Source organism: Waltera acetigignens, from assembly GCF_025567015.1.
Classification (GTDB): Bacteria; Bacillota; Clostridia; order Lachnospirales; family Lachnospiraceae; genus Acetatifactor; species Acetatifactor acetigignens.
On the sequence record NZ_JAOQJO010000019.1, the window covers coordinates 69,398 to 91,485 of the forward strand.

A 22,088-nucleotide genomic window follows, 5' to 3' on the forward strand; every position below is an offset into this window, starting at 1 on the left:
AAAGGATATAAAAGACCTATGACATTAAAGAAAGCAATAGAACGACATAAATCTACCATATTGTTTTGTCTCATATTAGTATTTGGTTCTATATTGCGGCTGGTGCAGCTTGGAAACGTACCTGGTGGCTATCAGATGGATGAGGCTTATGGAGCGTTCAATGCATATTCACTGTTTCACAGTGGGATCGATTCCACAGGACACTCCTATCCTGTGTATTTCGAGTCCTGGGGAGGCGGACAGAATGCGCTGAACTCGTATCTCATGCTTCCTTTTATGGTGTTCACCGGAGGTAAGATCACTCCACTGGTAGTAAGACTACCGCAGGCCATTGTAGCAATTTTATCTCTGGTGGCGGTTTATTTTCTGATGAAAGAGATGGTGGATGAAGCGGCCGGACTGTGGGCCATGCTTCTTCTCAGTGTATGTCCCTGGCATATTATGATGTCAAGATGGGGGCTGGAGTCCAATCTGGCACCCGGGTTCCTGCTTTTTGGACTGACTTTTTTTGCCTATGGTCTGAAAAAACCGAGATTACTTATTTTGTCAGCACTCTCTTACGGTCTGAGCCTGTATTGTTATGCGACCATCTGGCCTATTGTTCCACTCCTTCTGTTGTTGGAATGGGGATACGGATTTCTTACAAAGACTTTGAAGATCAACAAATACTTCGTGATCCATGTGGTGATCATTGGATTACTGGCACTTCCGTTGCTGGCGTTTTTACTGGTAAACAGAGGAATCCTCCCAGAGTTCTCCATAGGCCCTTTTTCGGTCTATGTAATGACGGATTTCAGAGTGAATGAAATAGCATCCTCTTTCCGTGATATTTTATACAATTTCAAAAATCTGCTGTATCTTCTGTATCGGCAGGATATCGGTCGTCCCTACGATGTGATCATGCCGTTTGGATTTTTCGGAATCACAGCCAGAGTACTGATCTTTCTGGGAGTTTTTTTACTGGTGATCCGCCTGATCCTAGCCTTACAGAAGAGACAGACAACATTATTATGGATGATATTCTTTCAACTGACCGGCGCATTGCTGCTGGGATTACTGGTTACCGTGGGAATGACCCAGATCAACTGCATCTATATTCCTCTTGTTCTGTGCGGAGCATTGTGCGTGTCTTCTTTGACAGATTTTCTGGGGAAAAAAGTGAATTTCTATGGAAAAATTGCAGTAAGCATTCTTTTGGCAGCACTTCTGCTGGGGGAAAATGTACAGTTTGAAAAGGCATATTTTACTTCTTATAAAGAGCTGGTCAGTGCCTATTTTCAGGAAGGCAGCGAGGAAGCCGTACAGAAAGCCATGGAGATTGCGGCGGAAAGCGGTCGTGAGATCGAGATCGAAGATGCCATCAAATATCCCAGTGTTTTGCTCTACGGAGAGATTGACGCTGCAGAATACCTTGCCAACAGGAACTTAAGCGATGTACCTCCCAAGCCGAAGGATTTTCTGGGAAAAGGAATCCGCTTCACCATGGGAATCGACTGGGAGCACATCGACAGAAATAAGATATATATCATTTACTATACAGATGCGGAAAAATTCGATGCATTCACTCTCCTGCCCTGCCGGGACTGGTATGTGGCGTATTAAAATGAAAATAAAAAAGCCCTCACATAAAAGGTGGGGGCTTTCGCGTGTCAAAAATTATGTTTCATTCACGCACTCAGATCCAGATTCCGTCCAATCAGCATGGCGGCATCGGCAGATTTCTTATTTTGCTGGTAAGGATTGCTCTCGTCACTGTAACTGATCTTGGTCGTGGTGGTGCCGCCGGCGGTGTAGACGGTGCCGCATTCGGGACATACCGCGGTCCGCAGGGACACCGTGGCGGAGAGAACCTTGCCGTTGTTCTGTGCGGCCTTGTTGTAAGCGTTCGTTACATGCTCCTGTTCGTGGGCACGAACTCTGGAGGAGGAAGCCTGTGGTGAAATATGAGATGCAGATTTGAAGGAGACCATTTCGTTGGAACCATCCTGATATTTCCGGTTCTTGCAGGTTTCGCATTCTGCGGGAGAAGACTTTCTGCCAGGCTTTTCTACATCGGATTTTCCGGGATTTACCACCATACCCTTCTCTTCGGGCTGTGCGGAAGATACCGCACCGGTAGAATAAGCGTATCCGTAATTGCCGGTTAGACTATAATTATTAGAATAATTGATTCCGTAAATACCTGTCATGGGACTTCTCCTTTCTGCGTAATGTTTTGCTACTCTTCTATTTGCCCTCATTGTAGCACCTGTATCCGGTGAGGGCAAGTTAAGATTGCTGAAAAATCTGCTCTACTTCGGAAATTACCGAAGTCGTTCCCAAGATTACAATGGGATCCGGACAAGAACCGGCCAGAGTCAGTGCCTGTTTCACGGAATCTGTCCATATTGTGCCAATATCTTCTTCTGCCAATGTCTCCTGCTGTTTTTGGGAAAAATGATAATGCGGATTCCCAGATCTGGTGAGGATAATCCGGTTTGCCATACCTTTCATGGATCTGACCACACCGGCATAATCCTTATCCTCCGGAATTCCCACAATAACAGTGCAATTCCAAACCCCCAGATGTCGCAGGACTTCCTTTACATTCTCACAGCTGGTGGCATTGATACAGGCATCCAGCAGAACAAACGGCTTGGAACGCAGGACTTCCATGCGTCCCGGCCAGTGTAGCAGAGACAGATTTTTCCGGATGTCTGGCAAAGAAAAAACTGCGGATTCCCTGCGCAGATCAGACAGCACATCCACACACACAGCAAGTGCCAGAGCACAGTTTTTCGCCTGATGTTCTCCCAGCAACGGAATTTGTAAATCCGCATAAATGTTGTCTCCGATTTCAACATCAAACTGCATTCCGAAGCAGGTATAACGGATGTTTTCCGCATGAAAATCCCGACCGTAGATCTTATAGGGAATATGCAGAGTTTCGGCACGGCGCTGCAGAACTTCCAGAACTTCCGGTTCCTGCTCCGCAAAATAGACACACTTCTGCTCTCCGGTGATAACGTGGGATTTATCTTCCGCAATGGCAGTCAGCGTATCACCCAGTTCCCTCGTATGCTCCAGAAAAATCCGGTTGATCACGGCATAATTGTGACGTACATTATTCACATCATCGTATTTTGCACCTTTACCGCATTCCAGTACATTGAAATCCGTATGTTTTTCCGAAAAATAAGCCAGTGCCAGATCGGCCTGGATTCCCATGGGACTGATACATACTGACTCCGGCAGATCAGAGGCAATATTCAGAATCTCTGGCTGGATCTCTGTCATCAGACGGCAGAAGTCAGATTCACTGATCATCGTATCATTGACACGGAAGCGTTCGCGAAAGTCCGTGATATGAGGGCTGGTCATCAGTCCCACAGAGAATCTTGTCTGCAGGATTCGGGAGATCATGTTGGAAATGGAGCCTTTTCCCTTGCTTCCGGTGACAACGATGCAGGGAGTAACGGATTTTTGCCAAAGCAGGGATCTGGTCAGTTCCGGGTGTCGTTTTCTGGCGTCCTTTGCAGCATAATCCTGATGTGAGGCAGCTCGCAGATAAGAGGCATAGACAAAGTCTTCCGCCTCCTTACGCGTAGTGATTTTATGAAATTGCAGTGATGTTTCGGAAGTGTTATTCATATAAATACCTTTTTGTAGCCTGCAATTTTCCAGATACTTTAGTATCATGTATTTTCGTACACTGTGCAGGCACATATTTGCGCATGAAAAAACTATTTTTTACACTAAGTCTTTGATGTAAAGTCAGATTGTATCGTCTCAATAATTTTTCCCGCAACATTTATGCCGGAAGCCTTTTCAATACCTTCCAGTCCCGGCATGACATTGATTTCGCAAAAATAAGGTTTTTCTCTGCCAAAAAGCAGATCAATTCCCAGAAAATCCAGTCCGGTCTGCTCGTAAATATCTGCGGCTATGGTACGGATGCCGGAAGTGACAGGGTAAGGCTCTACCGAAGCGCCCAGAGCTACATTTGCACGGAAATCCCCCTGGGATGTGCGCTGCATACAGGCAACGGCTTCTCCGCGGATGCTGTAAAAGCGCAGATCTCTGCCGTAGCTTTCTGAGATAAATTCTTCGAAGAGCCATTCCTTGGAGGAAGGGTAGTTAAGAGAGAGTTCCTCATAAGAAGCTTTATCCCGGATGCAGACGATTTCCTCTCCCATGGAGCTTTCCAGTCCTTTACCGACAAAGGGAAGGCCCAGTTGTTCTACAATAGAAGAAAAAGGCAACCGTGAAGTTCCCAGAAGATATTTCGGGATCAAAAAGGCTTTGGAATGAAGCCTTCGTACCTGTTCAAATTTATTAATATAGATATTATAAGCAGTTAATGGATTATAGCTTCGGGTGGCAAGTGCATTTATAGCATCCTTTTCCCGTCCCCATTTATAGCGGTTGATGACAAAATCCACGGGTTCCAGTATTTTACCATGATTTATGACACCATGCGGAGAGACCGCAGTATCATGGATCCCTACAATCTGAAGATTCATATCCAGGGCAGAAGCTTCCTGTACCAGACGGTTGCAGGTATAAGCGTTAGTCATAGTATTATATTTTTCTATGATATATCCTCTGATAGGCATAAGGCACCTCGTGATTTCAGTATTCTCATGGTTAACATAGCAAAATGTTGTCAAAATAGCAAGAAATATAGTTCTTCTATTGAAAAAGGACTAATATCCTGCGTATAATAAGAGACATAAGAGCATAAAAGTGGGATGATAATTCCACGATATGCGAATATTGGGTAGAATTGTGGTAGTGCGTAGCACGAAGCAATTCGTAGGTATCAAAGTCGGGGGCTTTTGACCCCGACATCATTAAAATATATTAAGAAGAAACAAAAGAGGAGACATACAATGAAATTACTCGAAGAGCGCATTCGCAAAGACGGTACGGTAAAAGCAGGGAATGTATTAAAAGTAGATTCTTTTCTGAATCATCAGATGGACATTGATCTGTTCAATGAAATGGGAAAAGAGTGGGCGCATCTGTTTGCAGACCGTAAGATTACGAAGATTCTGACTGTGGAGGCTTCCGGTATCGGTATCGCCTGTGTGGCAGCCCAGCATTTTCATGTGCCTGTGGTATTTGCAAAAAAGTCCCAGTCCGTAAATATTGACGGTGAAGTATATTCCACCAAGATCGAATCCTTTACGCACAAGAGAGTATATGACGTGATCGTTTCCAAAAAATTCCTGCATCCGGAAGATCATATTCTGATCATTGATGATTTTCTGGCCAACGGATGCGCACTGGAGGGTCTGATCGACATTGTCAATAAAGCGGGAGCTTCTGTAGAGGGTGTCGGCATTGCCGTTGAGAAGGGATTCCAGAAGGGCGGCGACCTGATCCGTTCCAAGGGTATCCGTGTAGAGTCGCTCGCTATTGTGGAAAGCATGGATGACAAGACCGGAGAGATCACATTTCGATCTTAATAGTTAGATAAGTTAGATAGGTTAGATAACTACTCAGAACCACATTCGCAAACGAGTTAATAAAAATTTAATACCTCTCTTGACAAGAAGTCAGACAAATGCTTATACTGACTAATGTTGAGAGAGTACAATAAAGGGGTTGTATGAAGGTGTCATACACCCTTTTTGCGTTGACTCACCGGTTTATCTGCAGATCTGTGCCCGCGCTGCTACATGGATCTGTAACGAAGCAGCAGCGCAGAAAGAGGAGAATTATGAAAAAGAAAGTCGTAAGTTTACTCGCAGCTATGGCTCTCGCAGTTACTGCTCTGGCAGGATGCGGATCCAATGATGCAGCTACCACCGGCACAGATGCGGCAACTGTTGCAGCTACTACTGAGGTGGCAGCTACTACTGAAGCAGCAGCTGATGGCGAAGCTGTCAGTGGTGTAAAGGCAGGTTTTATTTTCCTGCATGATGAGAACTCTACTTATGATCTGAACTTCCTGAACGGAGCAAAGGCAGCTTGTGAGAAGCTTGGCATTGAGTACATGACCAAGACCAATATTCCTGAAGGACAGGAAGCTTATGAAGCAGCTTGTGAGCTTGCTGATGCAGGTTGTAATTTCATTTTCGCAGACAGCTTTGGACATGAGGACTACATCATTGAGGCTGCTAAGGAATATCCCGATGTTCAGTTCAGCCATGCAACCGGAACCAAGGCTCATACTGAGGGTCTGGACAACTTCCACAATGCATTTGCTTCCATTTATGATGGCCGTTACCTTGCAGGTATCGTTGCAGGCATGAAGCTGAATGAGATGATCGCTAACGGTGATATTACCGAGGATCAGGCTAAGATGGGTTATGTAGGTGCTTATACATATGCAGAAGTTATGTCCGGTTATACCTCATTCTTCCTGGGTGCCCGTTCCGTATGCCCCAGCGTTACCATGGATGTAACCTTTACCGGTTCCTGGTACGATGAGACCGCTGAGAAGGAAGCAGCTAACAAGCTGATCGAGGGCGGATGTGTACTGATCAGCCAGCATGCAGACTCCATGGGTGCTCCTACCGCATGTGAGACCGCAGGCGTTCCCAACGTATCTTACAACGGAAGCACTGAGGCAGCCTGCCCCAATACCTTCCTGGTATCTTCCAGAGTTAACTGGGAGCCTTACTTTGAGTATGCTATTAAATGTGTAGCAGATGGAACTCCTATCGATACCGATTGGTGTGGTACTCTGGAGACCGGCTCTGTAGAGCTGAGCGATCTTGGTGCTGCTGTAGCAGATGGTACCGCAGAAGCAGTAGAAGCTGCAAAGGCTGATCTGATCGCAGGCAAGGCTCATGTATATGATATCACCACCTTTACTGTAGACGGTAAGACCCTGGACAGCTATGAAGCTGATATTGATACTGATCCTGATTATACTCCCGACCATGAGGTAGTAAGTGACGGATACTTCCATGAGTCCGATGTTGCATTCCGTTCCGCTCCTTACTTCAATGTAAGAATTGATGGAATCAACCTGTTGGATGAGCAGTATTAATTGACTTATTGAAATAGCCCGGACGGCGCAGCGTTTATTGCCGCGCCGCCCTTTTTCTACCTTATGGATCTTTTGCTTTTGCGGATGGATGAGGTAGAAAAGGGGCGGCCAGTGTGCTTATGCCAGGTATTAAAAGACCTGAAAATTGCAGGTCATGGATAAATTGGAAAGGTGACTAGGATGGAAAAAGAGACAAAAGTAGCTGCGGTTTCGATGAAAAACATTACCAAGACTTTTGGATCCGTGATTGCCAATGATAAGGTAAATCTGGATATCTATAAGGGTGAGATATTATCACTGCTTGGGGAAAACGGCAGCGGTAAGACGACACTGATGAATATGCTCTCCGGTATTTATTTTCCGGATGAGGGACAGATCTTTATTAACGGTAAGGAAGAGGTCATCAAATCCCCCAAGGATGCGTTACGGCTGGGAATCGGTATGGTGCATCAGCATTTTAAGCTGATCGATGTACTTTCCGCTACCGAGAATATCATCCTGGGTCTGGAAGGCAGGCTTAATATCAAGGAGGCATCCCGTAAAATAGAGGAGATCTGTGACAAATACGGTTTTGAAGTAGATCCGAAGCAGAAAATCTATGATATGACGGTATCCCAGAAGCAGACCGTGGAGATTGTAAAGGTGCTGTATCGTGGTGCGGATATCCTGATCCTGGATGAGCCTACCGCTGTACTGACACCGCAGGAGACAGAGAAGCTCTTTAACGTTCTCCGGAAAATGAGAGATGACGGCAAGGCTATTGTCATTATTACCCATAAAATGCATGAAGTGGAATCTCTGTCCGACAGGGTGGCTGTGCTTCGTAACGGTCAGTATATTGGAAGCATGCTGACAAAGGATACCACCGTTACGGAAATGACCAATATGATGGTGGGACATGCGGTTACTTTGAATATTGTCAGACCGGAACCTGTGAATCCGAAGCCCCGTATCGAAGTACAGGGACTGACCGTACGTAACGAAGAAGGTATCGTTAAGCTGAAGGACGTCTCCTTTACCGCCAATAGTGGTGAGATCCTGGGAATCGCCGGTATCTCCGGCTGTGGACAGAAGGAGCTTTTGGAAGCCATTGCAGGTCTGCAGGTAACAGAAGCCGGCACAATCAGCTATGTGGAAGATGATGGAAGTAAGGAAATGCTGATCGGCAAGGATCCGTTGAAGATCGCAGAGATGGGTGTATCGCTTTCTTTTGTACCGGAGGATCGTCTTGGCATGGGCCTGGTAGGCAATATGGATCTGACCGATAATATGATGTTACGTTCCTTCCGACAGGGACATACACCGTTTACGAACCGAAAGCCTTCCAAACAGCTTGCAACTGATGTGGTAGAAAATCTGGAGGTTGTAACCCCGGGTATCACCACTCCGGTACGCAGATTGTCCGGTGGTAATGTACAGAAGGTTCTCGTTGGAAGAGAGATTGCGTCTGCACCTACCGTATTGTTGACGGCTTATGTGGTACGTGGACTGGATATTAATTCTTCGTATACTATATATGACCTGATCAATGAACAGAAGAAAAAGGGCGTTGCCGTGATTTTCGTAGGTGAGGATCTGGATGTGCTGATGGAGCTGTCCGACCGTATCATGGTATTGTGCGGCGGAGAAGTGAGCGGTATTCTGGATGCGAGAAAGACAGACAAAAATGAGGTCGGTATGCTGATGACCAGAGTAGGAGGCAAAGAACATGAAGGAGAAGAATAAAGAGCCTTTGTTTCATATCGTAAAAAGAGATGCTCTCCCCTGGTATAAATCTCTGGGTATCCGTTTCGTAGCGATTCTGTTGGCGTTGATCCTGTGCGGTATCATTACGACGATCACCACGGGAATCAATCCTTTACAGGTATATCAGTCTATTATTCTGGGAGCTTTCGGATCCGTCCGTAAGACCTGGGTTACTTTTCAGAATATTGCGATCCTGTTGTTGATTGCACTGGCACTGACTCCGGCATTCAAGATGAAATTCTGGAATATTGGCGGTGAGGGACAGGTCTTGATCGGGGGTCTGGCATCCGCAGCCTGCATGATCTGCGTGGGGGACAAGCTTCCGGGTGCAGTTGTGATCCTGTGCATGATCGTGGCCAGCCTGGCAGCAGGAGCCATCTGGGGCTTCATTCCTGCATTTTTCAAGGCAAAATGGAATACCAATGAGACACTGTCTACACTGATGATGAACTACATAGCTACCCAGCTTGTGGCATTCTATACCATTGTATGGGAAGTTCCCAAGGGATCCGGTAAGATCGGTATCATCAACCAGAATACCAACGTGGGCTGGCTGCCCCAGATATTTGGTTCAAAGTATCTGTTAAGTATTGTAGTGGCAGTAGTGATTACAATTTTCATGTATGTGTATCTCAACTATAGCAAGCAGGGATATGAGATCTCCGTTGTGGGTGAGAGTGAAAATACCGCAAAATATGTGGGTATCAAGGTAGAAAAGGTAATCATCCGTACTATGCTTCTGTCCGGTGCGCTGTGCGGACTGGTAGGTTTGCTTCTGGTAGGCGGTATCAACCATACTGTTACCACTACCATTGCAGGTGGACAGGGATTTACTGCTGTACTGGTATCCTGGATGTCCAAGTTCAATCCTCTGACCATGGTGTTCTCCAGCTTCCTGATCATTTTCATGGATCGTGGTGCCAGTGAGATCTCTACCAATTTTGGACTGAATCATTCCTACTCCGATATTCTGACAGGTATTATCCTGTTCTTTATTATCGGCTGTGAGTTCTTCATTACCTATCGCCTGCAGTTCCGTAAAAAGGCAGAAAAGGAGGAACAGTAATCATGTGGACATTTTTACTTGCATTTATTCCGAGAGCTATTGTACAGGGAATTCCTCTGTTATACGGAAGTACCGGTGAGATCATCACGGAGAAATCCGGTAACCTGAATCTGGGAATCCCCGGCGTTATGTATGTGGGAGGTATCTGCGGTGTCATTGGCTCCTTCTTCTATGAGAGATCAGCAGGCGGTGCGGCAAATATGAACGGATTCCTCGCTATTGCGATTCCTATGCTTTGCTGTCTGCTGGGTTCCCTGCTGATGGGACTGCTGTACTGTTTCCTGACCGTTACGCTGCGGGCGAACCAGAACGTGACCGGTCTGGCAATGACCACCTTCGGTGTTGGCTTCGGTAACTTCTTCGGCGGATCCCTGATCAAGCTGGTAAACAGTGATGTACCTTCCATTGCACTGTCTGCTACCAGCAGTTATTTCAGTAAGTCCCTTCCTTTTGCGGGAAAACTTGGCTGGTTTGGTAAGCTGTTTTTATCCTATGGATTCCTGGCTTATCTGGCAGTGATCATTGCGTTTGCGGCATCGTATGTCCTGAGTCATACCAGAACAGGCCTGCACTTAAGAGCAGTCGGTGAGGGCCCCAATACCGCAGATGCAGCCGGTATCAACGTATCCCGGTACAAATACATCGCTACCTGCGTGGGATGTATGATCGCAGGTCTGGGCGGACTGTACTATGTAATGGATTATGCCTGCGGCGTCTGGTCCAACGATGCGTTCGGTGACAGAGGCTGGCTTGCCATTGCGCTGGTCATCTTCACTATCTGGAGACCGAATATCAGTGTATTTGCTTCTTTCCTGTTTGGTGGTCTGTATATTCTGTATCTGTATCTGCCCACCGGTATCGAGCATATGGAGTATCAGGAGCTGTATAAGATGATCCCTTATGTCGTGACCTTACTGGTACTGGTCATCACCAGTATGCGGAGCAAGAGAGAGAATCAGCCCCCCGCAAGTCTGGGACTGGCGTACTTCAGAGAAGAAAGATAATAATTTTATAGAAAGACGATTAAAAACGGCGTTTTCCGGAAATTTCCGGAGAATGCTGTTTTTTAGTGCACATTTTGGAAAAAACTCACAGAAACTTTAGGAAAACTTTTGATTTTATTCGGATGGAATTTACCTGTGTCTGTTATGCTGAGATCAATTCAGAGAAAATAAACGGAAGGGAGAAAAAAGATGAAAGTATTGATCACAACAGACTGGTACAAGCCGGCCATCAACGGAGTTGTTACTTCGGTATGCAATCTGCGGGAGGAATTACAGCAAAGAGGACATGAAGTGAAGATCCTGACCTTGTCCCGTACAGCTCGTTCCTACGAAGAAGAGGGTGTGATCTATATGGGTTCCGTGAATGCCGGATATATTTATCCGGGAGCAAGACTTCGGGTGTCCCCGGGACGCGAACTGTATCGCGGGATTATAGAGTGGAATCCGGATATTGTGCATTCCCAGTGTGAATTTTCTACCTTTTTCATGGCAAAAAAGATCGCAGAGGAATGTAAGATCCCTCTGGTGCATACTTACCATACTGTATACGAAGATTATACCCACTATTTTTCCCATTACAAGAAATGGGGCAGGGATATGGTACAGTTCCTGACGCGACAGATTTCTGAGAAGGTGGACAGTATGATCGCTCCCAGCACAAAAATAGAGACATTACTAAAAGGCTATGGCATTCATTGTCCGGTATCAGTGATCCCATCGGGGATTGATCTGAGTAAATATGACGCGCAGACCCGGACGGATTCTCGGGAGAGAATACGAAGAAAATATAAAATGGACCGGAAGACCACAGTGCTTTTATATGTAGGTCGTCTGGCAAAAGAGAAGAATGTGGAAGAATTGCTGGAGTACCAGCAGAAAGTTCAGGAGAGCGGCACAATACTGATGATTGTAGGCGGCGGTCCTTATTTGGAGACTTTACGGAAAAAGGCAGCAGAGCTGGGTGTGACGGGAAGCGTTATTTTTACCGGAATGGTATCACCCGCTGAAGTAGCATCTTATTATCCGGCAGGAGATCTGTTCGTCAGCGCTTCCACCAGTGAGACCCAGGGGCTTACCTATGCGGAAGCACTGGCAGCAGGATTACCGTTATTATGCAGAAGGGATCAATGCCTGCGGGCGGTTGTGGAAGAGGGAAAAAACGGCTGGCAGTACCGGACCGAAGAGGAATTCTTGAAAGACCTGAAGAACTGGAAGGAGAAAGAAGACGATGAACGCAGAGGAATGTGCAGTTATGCAAAACAGTCCGCAGAAATATTTTCCCAAAAAAGATTTGCGGGAAGTATGGAGCAACTATACCAGCGACAGATCGAAGAAAAACAGGTCGAAAGAGAAAAACACCTGGCAAAGGGCCATCAATATTGCATCCTGGGTTAGTCTGATCCTCTGTGGAATACTGGCAGTCTGGGGCTATCAGAGCGGCATTTTCCAATCGGTGGAGACCATGCAGCAGTTTGTGAACCGCTTCGGAATGATCGGTGCACTGATCTTCGTGCTGATCCAGATCGTTCAGGTGGTGTTTCCCATCATACCGGGTGGCATCAGCTGTCTGGCAGGAGTGCTGCTCTTTGGAGTGGTGCCGGGATTTTTCTATAATTATATAGGAATCAGTGTGGGTTCCTGTATTGCTTTTGGAATAGCAAGAAGTCTGGGAAGACCGGTGCTGTACAAGATGTTTCCCGGGAAAATGATTGAAAAATACCTGACATGGACGGAGTTGAAGGGGAGATTTTTGAAATTATTTGCACTGGCAATCTTCCTGCCGGTGGCACCGGATGATTTTCTCTGTTATCTCGCCGGAACAACGAACATGACATGGAAACAGTTTGTGACAGTCATCTTTCTGGGGAAGCCTTTCTCCATTGCGCTGTATAGTCTGGGACTGACGACACTGTTCCAGGTGATTTTCCACCTGGTATAGGAGAGTATACTTATGAAAATTTATATATATAAAGGCGGACTTTCACTGGTGGCAAAAAGCGGCGTCGGCAGCGCCATCCGCCATCAGGAGAAGATGCTGCGAGCAGCAAAAGTGACCGTGACGGACGTCTGGAAAGAGGCGGATATCGTACAGATCAATACTGTATTGCCTGATTCGCCGCTGATGGCACGGCGGGCAAGACGGCAGGGGAAAAAGGTCGTCTATTACGGACATTCCACCATGGAAGATTTTAAGAATTCTTTTATCGGTTCCAATCTGGCGGCTCCTTTATTCAAAAAATGGATCCGCCATTGTTATAGACAGGGAGATGTGGTTATCACACCAACGGAATACTCACGGAAATTGTTAATGAAATATGATCTGCATCGGGAGATTTATGCACTGACCAATGGTGTGGACACTGAATTTTTCCACAAAACAGAGCAGGCAGGTGGACGATTCCGGATATTTTTTCATCTTCCTGTGGATAAAAAGGTCGTGATATCCGCCGGGCATCTGATTCACAGAAAAGGAATCGAGGATTTTCTGGAAATGGCAAAAAGGATGCCAGACATTATTTTTCTATGGTTTGGGGGCGGGAACAATGCGTTGATTCCGGCAGAGATCAAAAAGGCTGTGGCAGAGAAGCCGGAAAATGTGATCTTTGCCGGTTTCCAACCGTCCGGGATCCTGCGGGATGCGTACTGTGGTGCGGATGCATTTGCTTTTTTCAGTTATGAAGAGACGGAAGGAATCGTGGTATTGGAGGCATTATCCTGTGAGATTCCTGTGATCGTGAGAGACATTCCGGTGTATGAAGGGTGGCTTACCGACGGCGAGCAGGTGCGCAAAGCCAGCAATCTGGATTCCTACGAGCAGGCAGTCCGAGACATCTTGTATGAAGAACCGCGGGAAAAAGTAAGACGCAGAATCCGGGCAGGCAGGGCACTGGCGGAGGAACACAGCATGCGGGCGACAGGTGAGAAACTGTATCAGATAGAGCAGAAGCTTTTGTAGACATCCCTCTTGCAAATTCAGAGTCTTTATCATAAAATGAGAGTACCTTACAAAGGAGGTGCTTACGATGAACCTTGTAATTACTATCAGCCGAAGATTCGGAACAGGAGCCAGTCTGATCGCACAGGAGTTGTCTGAGAAGCTGGGGGTGCCGGTATATGATAAGGCGTACATAGAGCATGAGCTGGATGGTGACAGCTATGCTACGGAAGCGGAGGTCATTAAGGAATTGGCGGAACATCCCTGTATTATTCTGGGACGTTGTGCATCCGAGATCCTGAAGGATCAGCCGAATGTATTTAACGTGTATGTGTGCGCGGATAAGGAAGATCGTATTGAACGTATCATGAAGAAGGAAAGTCTTCCCCACGATGAGGCAAAAGAAATGCTTGAGAAAAATGATGCGGAGCGCGCTGACTATTATTATGAAAATACCGGTAAAGTGTGGGGTGATGTGAACAATTATCATATGATCCTCGATACCACCAAACTGGGAATCGAAAATTGTGCGGATATCCTGATCCGGTATTTTGAAAGAGTGGAAATTATTTGACAGCCCGGAATGCGAATGGGCGTTACGATTTCGAGAGTATGCAGTACGAAGAAATCGGTTAGGATATAAATAGGGAATAGATTGTAAACAGATGTCTCACACGGACATCTGTTTTTCTATGAAAAACATCTTAAACACAGTAATAAAATTAATCAATTATACAACGTTATAAAATTAAAAGTATGATTTTAAATATAACAAAAAATGATATATACAATTGAAAATTTTAATCAAATAATAAAACGGAACAATCACCGAATAAAATGACCTTTTTCTTGAATTTATAGATATATGACAAAAATGTCACATTAAAATACATCAATTAACAAGATAAGAATATATCTTGCTTACAGAAATTATGAGTGTTAAGATAATGCAATCAGATAAGTGAAAATAGTAAAAACAACAGGTTTTGAAAATAAAAAGTAATCATATGGCAGGAGGATTTCCATGAACAGCGCAGACATTGCAGCAAAATATCAGAAAACTTATTTTATGCCCCCCGAGGTGACCTACGACTGGGTGAAGAAGGACAGCATTACCAAGCCCCCCATCTGGTGCAGCGTTGACTTGAGAGATGGTAACCAGGCTTTGATCGATCCCATGAGCCTGGAAGATAAGCTGGAATTCTTCAAGCTGTTGGTAAAGATCGGTTTCAAGGAGATCGAGGTTGGTTTTCCTGCTTCTTCCGATACCGAGTACAATTTTATCCGTGCCTTGATCGAACGCGACATGATTCCCAATGATGTGACCATTCAGGTGTTGACGCAGGCGAGAGAACATATCATCCGCAAGACCTTTGAAGCGGTAAAAGGTGCGCCCCACGCAGTGATCCATCTATACAACTCTACTTCCGTAGAGCAGAGAGAACAGGTATTTAAGAAAGATAAAGAAGCCATCAAGAAGCTGGCAGTAGACGGCGCCCAGATGTTAAAGAATCTGGCAGACGAGACCGAAGGCAACTTCACCTTTGAGTACAGCCCTGAGAGCTTTTCTCAGACCGAGGTGGATTATGCACTGGAAGTCTGCAATGCAGTACTGGATGTATGGAAGCCTACCGCTGACCGCAAGGCCATCATCAATCTGCCCACCACCGTACAGGTGGCAATGCCCCATGTATTTGCCTGTCAGGTAGAATATATGCACAAGCATTTGAAATATCGTGACAATGTAGTACTCAGCGTACATCCTCACAATGACAGGGGCTGTGGCATCAGTGATGCGGAGTTCGGCGTACTGGCCGGAGCAGACCGTGTGGAAGGTACTTTGTTCGGCAACGGCGAACGTACCGGTAACGTGGATCTGGTAACTGTTGCACTGAACATGATGTGCCACGGCGTGGACAGTGGACTGGATTTCTCCCATATTATGGAGATCCGCGAAGCTTATGAGAACTTCACCGGCATGAAGGTACATGAAAGAGTGCCCTATGCAGGAGATCTGGTATTTACCGCATTTTCCGGTTCCCATCAGGATGCCATCAGCAAAGGTATGGCATGGCAGAAGGAAGGCAAGACCGGCAAGCGTTGGGATATCCCTTATCTGCCCATCGATCCTGCGGATGTGGGAAGAGAGTACGAATCCGATGTTATCCGTATCAACAGTGTATCCGGTAAGGGTGGCGTAGCGTTCGTATTGAAGCAGCAGTTTGGCTTCTCGCTGCCCGCAGCCATGAAGGAAGAGGTTGGTTACCTTGTGAAAGGTATTTCCGACAGACGTCATCAGGAATTACTTCCCAAGGAGATCTATGCGATCTTCGAGGAAAATTATATTTATCCCCGCAGCATCTTCAACATTCCGGAGTGCCACTTCAAACAGGAGAACGGCATTCAGGCAGAGGTGACTATCGAGCAGGGCGGAGCTTCCAGAGCCATTACTACTATGGGTAACGGACGTCTGGATGCAGTCAGCAATGCCATCAAGACATACTTTGGTATTACCTACGAGTTGTCTGTATATGAAGAGCATGCAATTTCCAGAGGCTCCAATTCCAAGGCTGCCACCTATGTTGGTATCGTCCATGACGGTAAATTCTACTGGGGCGTCGGCGTAGATGAAGATATTATCAAGAGTTCTATCGCCGCACTGGTGTCCGCGGTGAATAAGCTGGCAGCAGAACAGCATATTACCTCCGGCAGAGAAGAGCGGATCGTGGAGATCATCAGTTTCATCCAGAAGAACTATGTGGATGTGACACTGGATATGCTGGTAGATACTTTCCATCTCTCCAAGCCTTACCTGTCCAAGTACATTAAGGAAAAGGCCGGCATGACCTTCCAGGAGGTCGTTCGGGAAGAGCGCATGAAAAAAGCAAGAATGCTCTTAAAGGAGACCAATCAGACGGTGGAGACCATTGCAGCCAACGTTGGTTACGAGAATGTGGAGCACTTTAACCGCCTATTCAAAAAGGCATATGACATGACTCCGGTACAGTATCGAAAACAGAGCGCGGAATAAAGTACGCCGTGGAACTGCGCCATGCACATTCGTAGACGTACTGCGTCTACTTCATGTACGGCTGTCGCCGTATAAATCCAAAAAGAAAAGCACGTCCTCGTGAGCAAGCTCCCAGGGCGTGTTTTTCTTTTTGGATTTGCATGGCTCATAGCTTTTAACATAATGACAGGTTTGGAAAACATAAATAAATAGAAAAAACCGTTTTTTTTTATTATGATGAAAACATAGAGCAAGAGAATTCGCAGTCTGGCATTCCGCCGGAGCGTAACGAAAGAAAACATAAATGTAAGAGGCTTACATCGTAAGCAGACAGGAGTAGAAAAATGGAAATGAAAGAGACGATTCTGAAAACTTTCGCAGAAGTATTTGGAGATGCAGAGGGCACCAAGGCTTATTTTGCACCGGGACGTGTGAATCTGATCGGTGAACATACCGACTATAACGGCGGACACGTTTTCCCCTGCGCACTGACCATCGGTACCTATGGTGTGGCAAGAAAGAGAAACGACAATAAGCTGCGTTTCTATTCCATGAATTTCGGACATCTGGGAGTGATCGAATCTTCTCTGGAGGATCTGGTACCCAGCAAGGAAGCAGGCTGGACCAATTATCCCAAGGGAGTGATCTGGGCTTTCGGTGAGAAGGGCATGAAAGTGACTTCCGGTATGGATCTGCTGCTGAACGGTAATATTCCCAACGGTTCCGGACTTTCCTCTTCCGCTTCTGTAGAAGTGCTGACCGGCTATATTCTGAGAGATTTCTTCGGATTTGATGTGACCAATCAGGATCTTGCACTGATCGGACAGTTCTCCGAGAACAAATACAACAAGGTAAACTGCGGTATCATGGACCAGTTTGCCATTGCCATGGGCAAAAAGGATAATGCTATTTTTCTGGACACCGCAACTCTGGAATATGAGTACGCACCGATCCATCTGGAAAATGCGAAGATCGTGATCGCATGCAGTAATAAAAAGAGAGGCCTGGGAGATTCCAAGTACAATGAGCGCCGCAGCGAGTGTGAGACTGCACTGGCAGAGCTTCAGCAGGTAGTGAAGATCAAGACGCTGGGTGACCTGGATGAGGAGACCTTTGAGAAGTTCAAGGCTATTATCAAGAGTGATGTCCGCAGAAAGCGTGCAAAGCATGCAGTATATGAGAATCAGAGAACGATCCGTGCGGTAGAAGCGCTGAAGAACAATGATGTGAAGCTGTTTGGTGAGCTGATGAATGCTTCCCATGTATCTTTGCGGGATGATTATGAGGTAACAGGTATCGAGCTGGATACTCTGGTAGAAGAAGCATGGAAGGTAGACGGTGTTATTGGTTCCCGTATGACAGGTGCCGGTTTCGGCGGATGTACCGTAAGCATTGTAAAGGATGAGGCTATTGACACCTTTATCGATCAGGTAGGCAAGGCATATAAGGAGAAGATCGGTTATGCAGCTGATTTCTATGTAGTAGAGATCGGTGACGGCCCCCAGACCCTGTAAGAAATTAAGATCCGACGAGAATAGAGAGTGCGATGCCGGAGAAATCCGGTATTGCAGAATGGAGAAAAAATGGATATTCAGGTATTAATTCGTAAATTGGTATCCTACGGAGTACAGACAGGACTGGTTCCGGAGGAAGATGTGATCTACACGACCAACCGTTTGTTGGAGCTGTTTGAACTGGATGAACTGGAAGAGCGCGACAATGTGACCATGCGTGAGGATGAACTGGAAGAGGTTCTGAAGGGTATGCTGGATTATGCTTACGAAAAAGGCATTCTCAAGGAGAACAGTGTGGTGTATCGTGACCTTTTCGATACGAAGATCATGGGCATGCTGATGCCCAGACCCAGTGAAGTAATCCGTCATTTCCACGAACTGTACGAGCAGGTATCTCCCGAGGCAGCTACCGACTATTATTACAAATTAAGCAGAGATTCCGACTATATCCGCCGTTATCGTATCTGCAAGGATATGAAATGGGTAGCACCCACCAAATACGGCGATCTGGATATTACCATCAACCTGTCCAAGCCCGAGAAGGATCCCAAAGCCATCGCCGCAGCAAAGCTGGCAAAGCAGTCCGGTTATCCGAAATGCCTGCTGTGCCGTGAAAATGAAGGTTATGCAGGCCGTGTGAATCATCCCGCCCGCCAGAACCACCGCATCATTCCGGTGACCATCAATGGCAGCCAGTGGGGATTCCAGTATTCTCCGTATGTATATTACAATGAGCACTGCATCGTATTTAACTCTCAGCATGTGCCTATGAAGATTGAGCATGCGACCTTCTGTAAGCTGTTTGATTTCGTAAAGCAGTTCCCTCATTATTTTGTAGGTTCCAATGCGGATCTGCCCATCGTAGGCGGTTCCATCTTAAGCCACGATCATTTCCAGGGTGGCCATTACGAGTTTGCCATGGCGAAAGCTCCGGTAGAGAGAACGTTCTCCGTAGCCGGTTTCGAGGATGTGGATGCCGGTATCGTGGCATGGCCTATGTCCGTGATCCGTCTCAGCGGTACGGATACTGACCGTATCATTGCACTGGCAGATGTGATCCTGAACAAGTGGAGAGAATATACGGATGAAGAGGCATTTATCTATGCCTACACCGATAACGAGCCTCATAACACCATCACTCCCATTGCCAGAAAGCGCGGAGACAAGTTCGAACTGGATCTGGTGCTGCGTAACAATATCACTACTGAGGAACATCCTCTGGGTGTATATCATCCGCATGCAAAGCTGCATCATATCAAGAAGGAGAACATCGGTCTGATCGAGGTTATGGGTCTGGCCGTACTGCCCGCCCGCCTGAAGGGTGAGATGGCGCATCTGAAGGAAGCAATCCTCGCCGGTAAGGACTTAAGAGCCGATGAAGAACTGGCAAAGCATGCAGACTGGGTAGATGAATTCCGACCGAAATACGATGCTATCACTGTAGAGAACATCGACGGTATCGTAGAGAAGGAGATCGGTCTGGTATTCATGCAGGTATTGGAAGATGCCGGTGTCTACAAGAGAACTGAGGATGGTCAGAAGGCGTTCGACCGTTTTGTAAAGAGCTTGTAATAATAGTTCAGCCATAGAATGACAGAACCGGCGATTGGGTGCTTGCACACAAAGCGACGGAGAGCGTGATAATGCGACTTTGCGAATGGCGCGGTCTGAACGTTTGTTGTAAAATGTTTGTTGCGAGGAAAAGGAATTGTGGTGACACAATTCTTCAGACTGTAGACAAAGCTCCTTCCTGTGAGGGAGCTTTGTCTACAGTCTGTTTATTTATCGTTATCTTCTCTTTTCCGAATCATGCCTCTTACTTTTTATAGTACCATCTTCCTGTATAGGGTGCAAGTCGTCACTGATGGTTCGTATAAATAATTTTACGCGTTTTTGCTGTATTTTTTAAGGCGCAAGATTTGTATAATTCCGATAATTGTAGTATACTGTAGGAAAAAATTTTCGTAACACATCAGTTCACCATGTATTACAGAAAAGAGGTTATATTTCAAATGAAAAAGCAAAGCAAAGTAACCAGTCAGTCTGCCATGCTGCAGCAAAACACAAGATCAACCTATCGGATACTGATCATCAGCATCGTTATGCTGATCCTGTTCATCGGATCCAACATGTATCTGAGCCGGATCAATTCCCAGCAGCTGGAAGCTACCATGTATCTGAACCAGTATCGTCTGGGTTCCAAGACGCTGACCGCTGCCGTACAGTCTTACGCAGTCACCGGAGACCAGACCTACTATGACAATTATATGAAGGAATTAAACGAGGACAAAAATCGTGACATTGCCTGGGAAGGTCTTCAGAAAGACGGTCTGACCGACAATGAATGGGCACTGTTAAACCATATTGCTGAAATGTCCAACGGTCTGGTTCCTCTGGAAGAAGAAGCCATGGATAAGGCCGGTTCCGGAGATACACAAGCAGCTATTTCTTATGTATTTGGTGAGGAATATGAATCTACCGTACAGGAGATCACTGCAACCACAGATAATTGTATCAATGATATCCAGGCACGTATGGCTCAGAAGCAAAATACTCTGAATCTGATAATGATCACTACCATGGTGATTTTCATTCTCTGCTTCCTGACCATTGCCCGCAAGATTGTCACCACACTGACCTTTGCAAAACAGGAACTGCTGATTCCCATTGTAAAAGTATCCGAGCAGATGAAAGTACTTGCGCAGGGACATTTTGACAGCCGTCTGGATCTGCCGGAGGATGACAGTGAAGTCGGCATCATGGTGCAGGCCGTTCATTTCATGAACGACAACTTTACCAAGATGATCACCGAGATTTCCGAGATCTTAGGTCAGATGGGTCAGGGCAATTACCGTGTAGAGCCTACGGAAGAATATGTCGGTGACTTTGTACAGATCAAGGATTCCATGGTGAAGATCATTGCCGATATGAAGAAGACACTGTCCACCATTCAGGTCAGCGCACAGGAGATCGATGGTGGTTCCGAGCAGCTGGCACAGGCAGCTACCGATCTGGCAGAAGGCTGTACCGCACAGGCCTCCAAGATTTCCGAAGCATCCCAGATGATCGACGCTATGGCAAAGAGTATTGAAGAAAAAGCCAGAGTTGCACAGGAGACCGCAGATATCTCCAAGCAGTCCGCACAGACGGTTGCTGATGGCAATGCCAAGATGCAGGAACTGAAAGTCGCAATCGGTGAGATCAGTAAATGTTCCGAGGAGATTCGTTCTATCATTCAGGTCATTGAGGATATCGCTTCCCAGACCAACCTCCTGTCACTGAATGCCTCCATCGAGGCTGCCCGTGCCGGAGAAGCAGGCCGCGGATTTGCTGTCGTAGCCGAGCAGGTCAAGAATCTGGCGGAACAGTCCACCGAGGCTGCCGGAGAGACCACAAAGCTGATCGAGAGCACCATCGATGCTGTCAACAAGGGAATCGCCATTGCAGAAGAAACCGAAGCCAGCATGGATCAGGTAATGGAAGAAGCCGAGGCTTCTACCAAGCGTATGGTTGATATGGCACAGGCCCTTCAGGCTGAAGTGTCCAGCGTCCAGCAGATCGATGAAAACATCGCTCATGTGGCCGGAATCGTGGACAACAACTCCGCATCTTCTCAGGAGACCGCCGCTGTCAGCGAAGAACAGTCCGCGCAGGTACATACTATGTTACAGCTGATGCATCAGTTCCAGATCTAGTTTTCAGAATGATAAAGCCTGAGTGCTTCTAAAGAAGCCTCAGGCTCAGACTGTAGACAAAGCTCCTTCCTGTGAGGGAGCTTTTCTTGTGTCATGACTGCAAAAATTATGTACTTACAAGCATATAAGAAGTAGT

General features: G+C 46.4%; 17 protein-coding genes. 14 read left to right on the top strand and 3 right to left on the bottom strand.

Annotation, left to right across the window (positions count from 1 at the left end; all coding sequences use genetic code 11):
- Positions 1-18: 18 nt before the first annotated feature.
- Complete coding sequence (locus OCV96_RS16140; protein ID WP_262594937.1) at positions 19-1,602, top strand: ArnT family glycosyltransferase; 1,584 nt, start codon at positions 19-21, stop codon at positions 1,600-1,602.
- A 65-nt stretch (positions 1,603-1,667) separates the two neighbouring features.
- Here the strand turns inward: OCV96_RS16140 and OCV96_RS16145 are convergent, their stop codons facing one another.
- The 3 genes from OCV96_RS16145 to OCV96_RS16155 form a co-directional block, all read right to left on the bottom strand.
- Complete coding sequence (locus tag OCV96_RS16145) at positions 1,668-2,189, bottom strand: hypothetical protein (protein WP_262594938.1); 522 nt, start codon at positions 2,187-2,189, stop codon at positions 1,668-1,670.
- Positions 2,190-2,268: 79 nt separating this feature from the next.
- Positions 2,269-3,630: a bifunctional folylpolyglutamate synthase/dihydrofolate synthase gene (locus tag OCV96_RS16150; protein ID WP_262594939.1), complete on the bottom strand. Its 1,362-nt coding sequence runs from the start codon at positions 3,628-3,630 to the stop codon at positions 2,269-2,271.
- A 104-nt stretch (positions 3,631-3,734) separates the two neighbouring features.
- Complete coding sequence (locus OCV96_RS16155; RefSeq protein ID WP_227064418.1) at positions 3,735-4,595, bottom strand: ATP-grasp domain-containing protein; 861 nt, start codon at positions 4,593-4,595, stop codon at positions 3,735-3,737.
- 276 nt (positions 4,596-4,871) lie between these two features.
- Here OCV96_RS16155 and OCV96_RS16160 point away from each other — a divergent pair, with 276 nt between their 5' ends.
- From OCV96_RS16160 to OCV96_RS16220, 13 genes are all read left to right on the top strand, one after another.
- Entirely contained in the window at positions 4,872-5,450 is a 579-nt protein-coding gene (locus OCV96_RS16160) for a xanthine phosphoribosyltransferase (RefSeq protein WP_117465164.1), read from the top strand.
- A gap of 254 nt (positions 5,451-5,704) precedes the next feature.
- Positions 5,705-6,982, top strand: a complete 1,278-nt coding sequence (locus OCV96_RS16165; protein WP_262594940.1) for a BMP family ABC transporter substrate-binding protein — start codon at positions 5,705-5,707, stop codon at positions 6,980-6,982.
- Positions 6,983-7,162: 180 nt separating this feature from the next.
- Positions 7,163-8,707: an ABC transporter ATP-binding protein gene (locus OCV96_RS16170; protein ID WP_262594942.1), complete on the top strand. Its 1,545-nt coding sequence runs from the start codon at positions 7,163-7,165 to the stop codon at positions 8,705-8,707.
- Entirely contained in the window at positions 8,691-9,794 is a 1,104-nt protein-coding gene (locus OCV96_RS16175) for an ABC transporter permease (RefSeq protein WP_262594943.1), read from the top strand. Before OCV96_RS16170 ends, OCV96_RS16175 begins: the two co-directional genes overlap by 17 nt.
- Positions 9,795-9,796: 2 nt before the next feature.
- A complete protein-coding gene (locus tag OCV96_RS16180) occupies positions 9,797-10,798 on the top strand; it encodes an ABC transporter permease (RefSeq protein ID WP_178565175.1) in 1,002 nt (333 codons plus the stop codon).
- Positions 10,799-10,987: 189 nt separating this feature from the next.
- Positions 10,988-12,193 (top strand): glycosyltransferase family 4 protein, encoded by a 1,206-nt coding sequence (locus OCV96_RS16185; RefSeq protein WP_262594944.1) that lies wholly within the window; start codon positions 10,988-10,990, stop codon positions 12,191-12,193.
- A 67-nt stretch (positions 12,194-12,260) separates the two neighbouring features.
- Positions 12,261-12,737, top strand: a complete 477-nt coding sequence (locus tag OCV96_RS16190; RefSeq protein ID WP_262594945.1) for a TVP38/TMEM64 family protein — start codon at positions 12,261-12,263, stop codon at positions 12,735-12,737.
- 12 nt (positions 12,738-12,749) lie between these two features.
- Complete coding sequence (locus tag OCV96_RS16195) at positions 12,750-13,754, top strand: glycosyltransferase family 4 protein (RefSeq protein ID WP_117465170.1); 1,005 nt, start codon at positions 12,750-12,752, stop codon at positions 13,752-13,754.
- Positions 13,755-13,821: 67 nt separating this feature from the next.
- The gene (locus OCV96_RS16200; protein WP_022153626.1) at positions 13,822-14,307 is read left to right on the top strand and encodes a cytidylate kinase-like family protein; all 486 of its coding nucleotides are present in this window, start codon (positions 13,822-13,824) and stop codon (positions 14,305-14,307) included.
- A gap of 450 nt (positions 14,308-14,757) precedes the next feature.
- The gene (locus tag OCV96_RS16205; protein WP_118537066.1) at positions 14,758-16,764 is read left to right on the top strand and encodes a 2-isopropylmalate synthase; all 2,007 of its coding nucleotides are present in this window, start codon (positions 14,758-14,760) and stop codon (positions 16,762-16,764) included.
- 329 nt (positions 16,765-17,093) lie between these two features.
- The gene (locus tag OCV96_RS16210; protein WP_262594948.1) at positions 17,094-18,257 is read left to right on the top strand and encodes a galactokinase; all 1,164 of its coding nucleotides are present in this window, start codon (positions 17,094-17,096) and stop codon (positions 18,255-18,257) included.
- A 69-nt stretch (positions 18,258-18,326) separates the two neighbouring features.
- Positions 18,327-19,829 (top strand): UDP-glucose--hexose-1-phosphate uridylyltransferase, encoded by a 1,503-nt coding sequence (gene galT, locus OCV96_RS16215; protein ID WP_262594946.1) that lies wholly within the window; start codon positions 18,327-18,329, stop codon positions 19,827-19,829.
- A gap of 440 nt (positions 19,830-20,269) precedes the next feature.
- Positions 20,270-21,952 (top strand): methyl-accepting chemotaxis protein, encoded by a 1,683-nt coding sequence (locus OCV96_RS16220; protein ID WP_118693609.1) that lies wholly within the window; start codon positions 20,270-20,272, stop codon positions 21,950-21,952.
- The last annotated feature ends 136 nt before the right edge of the window (positions 21,953-22,088 follow it).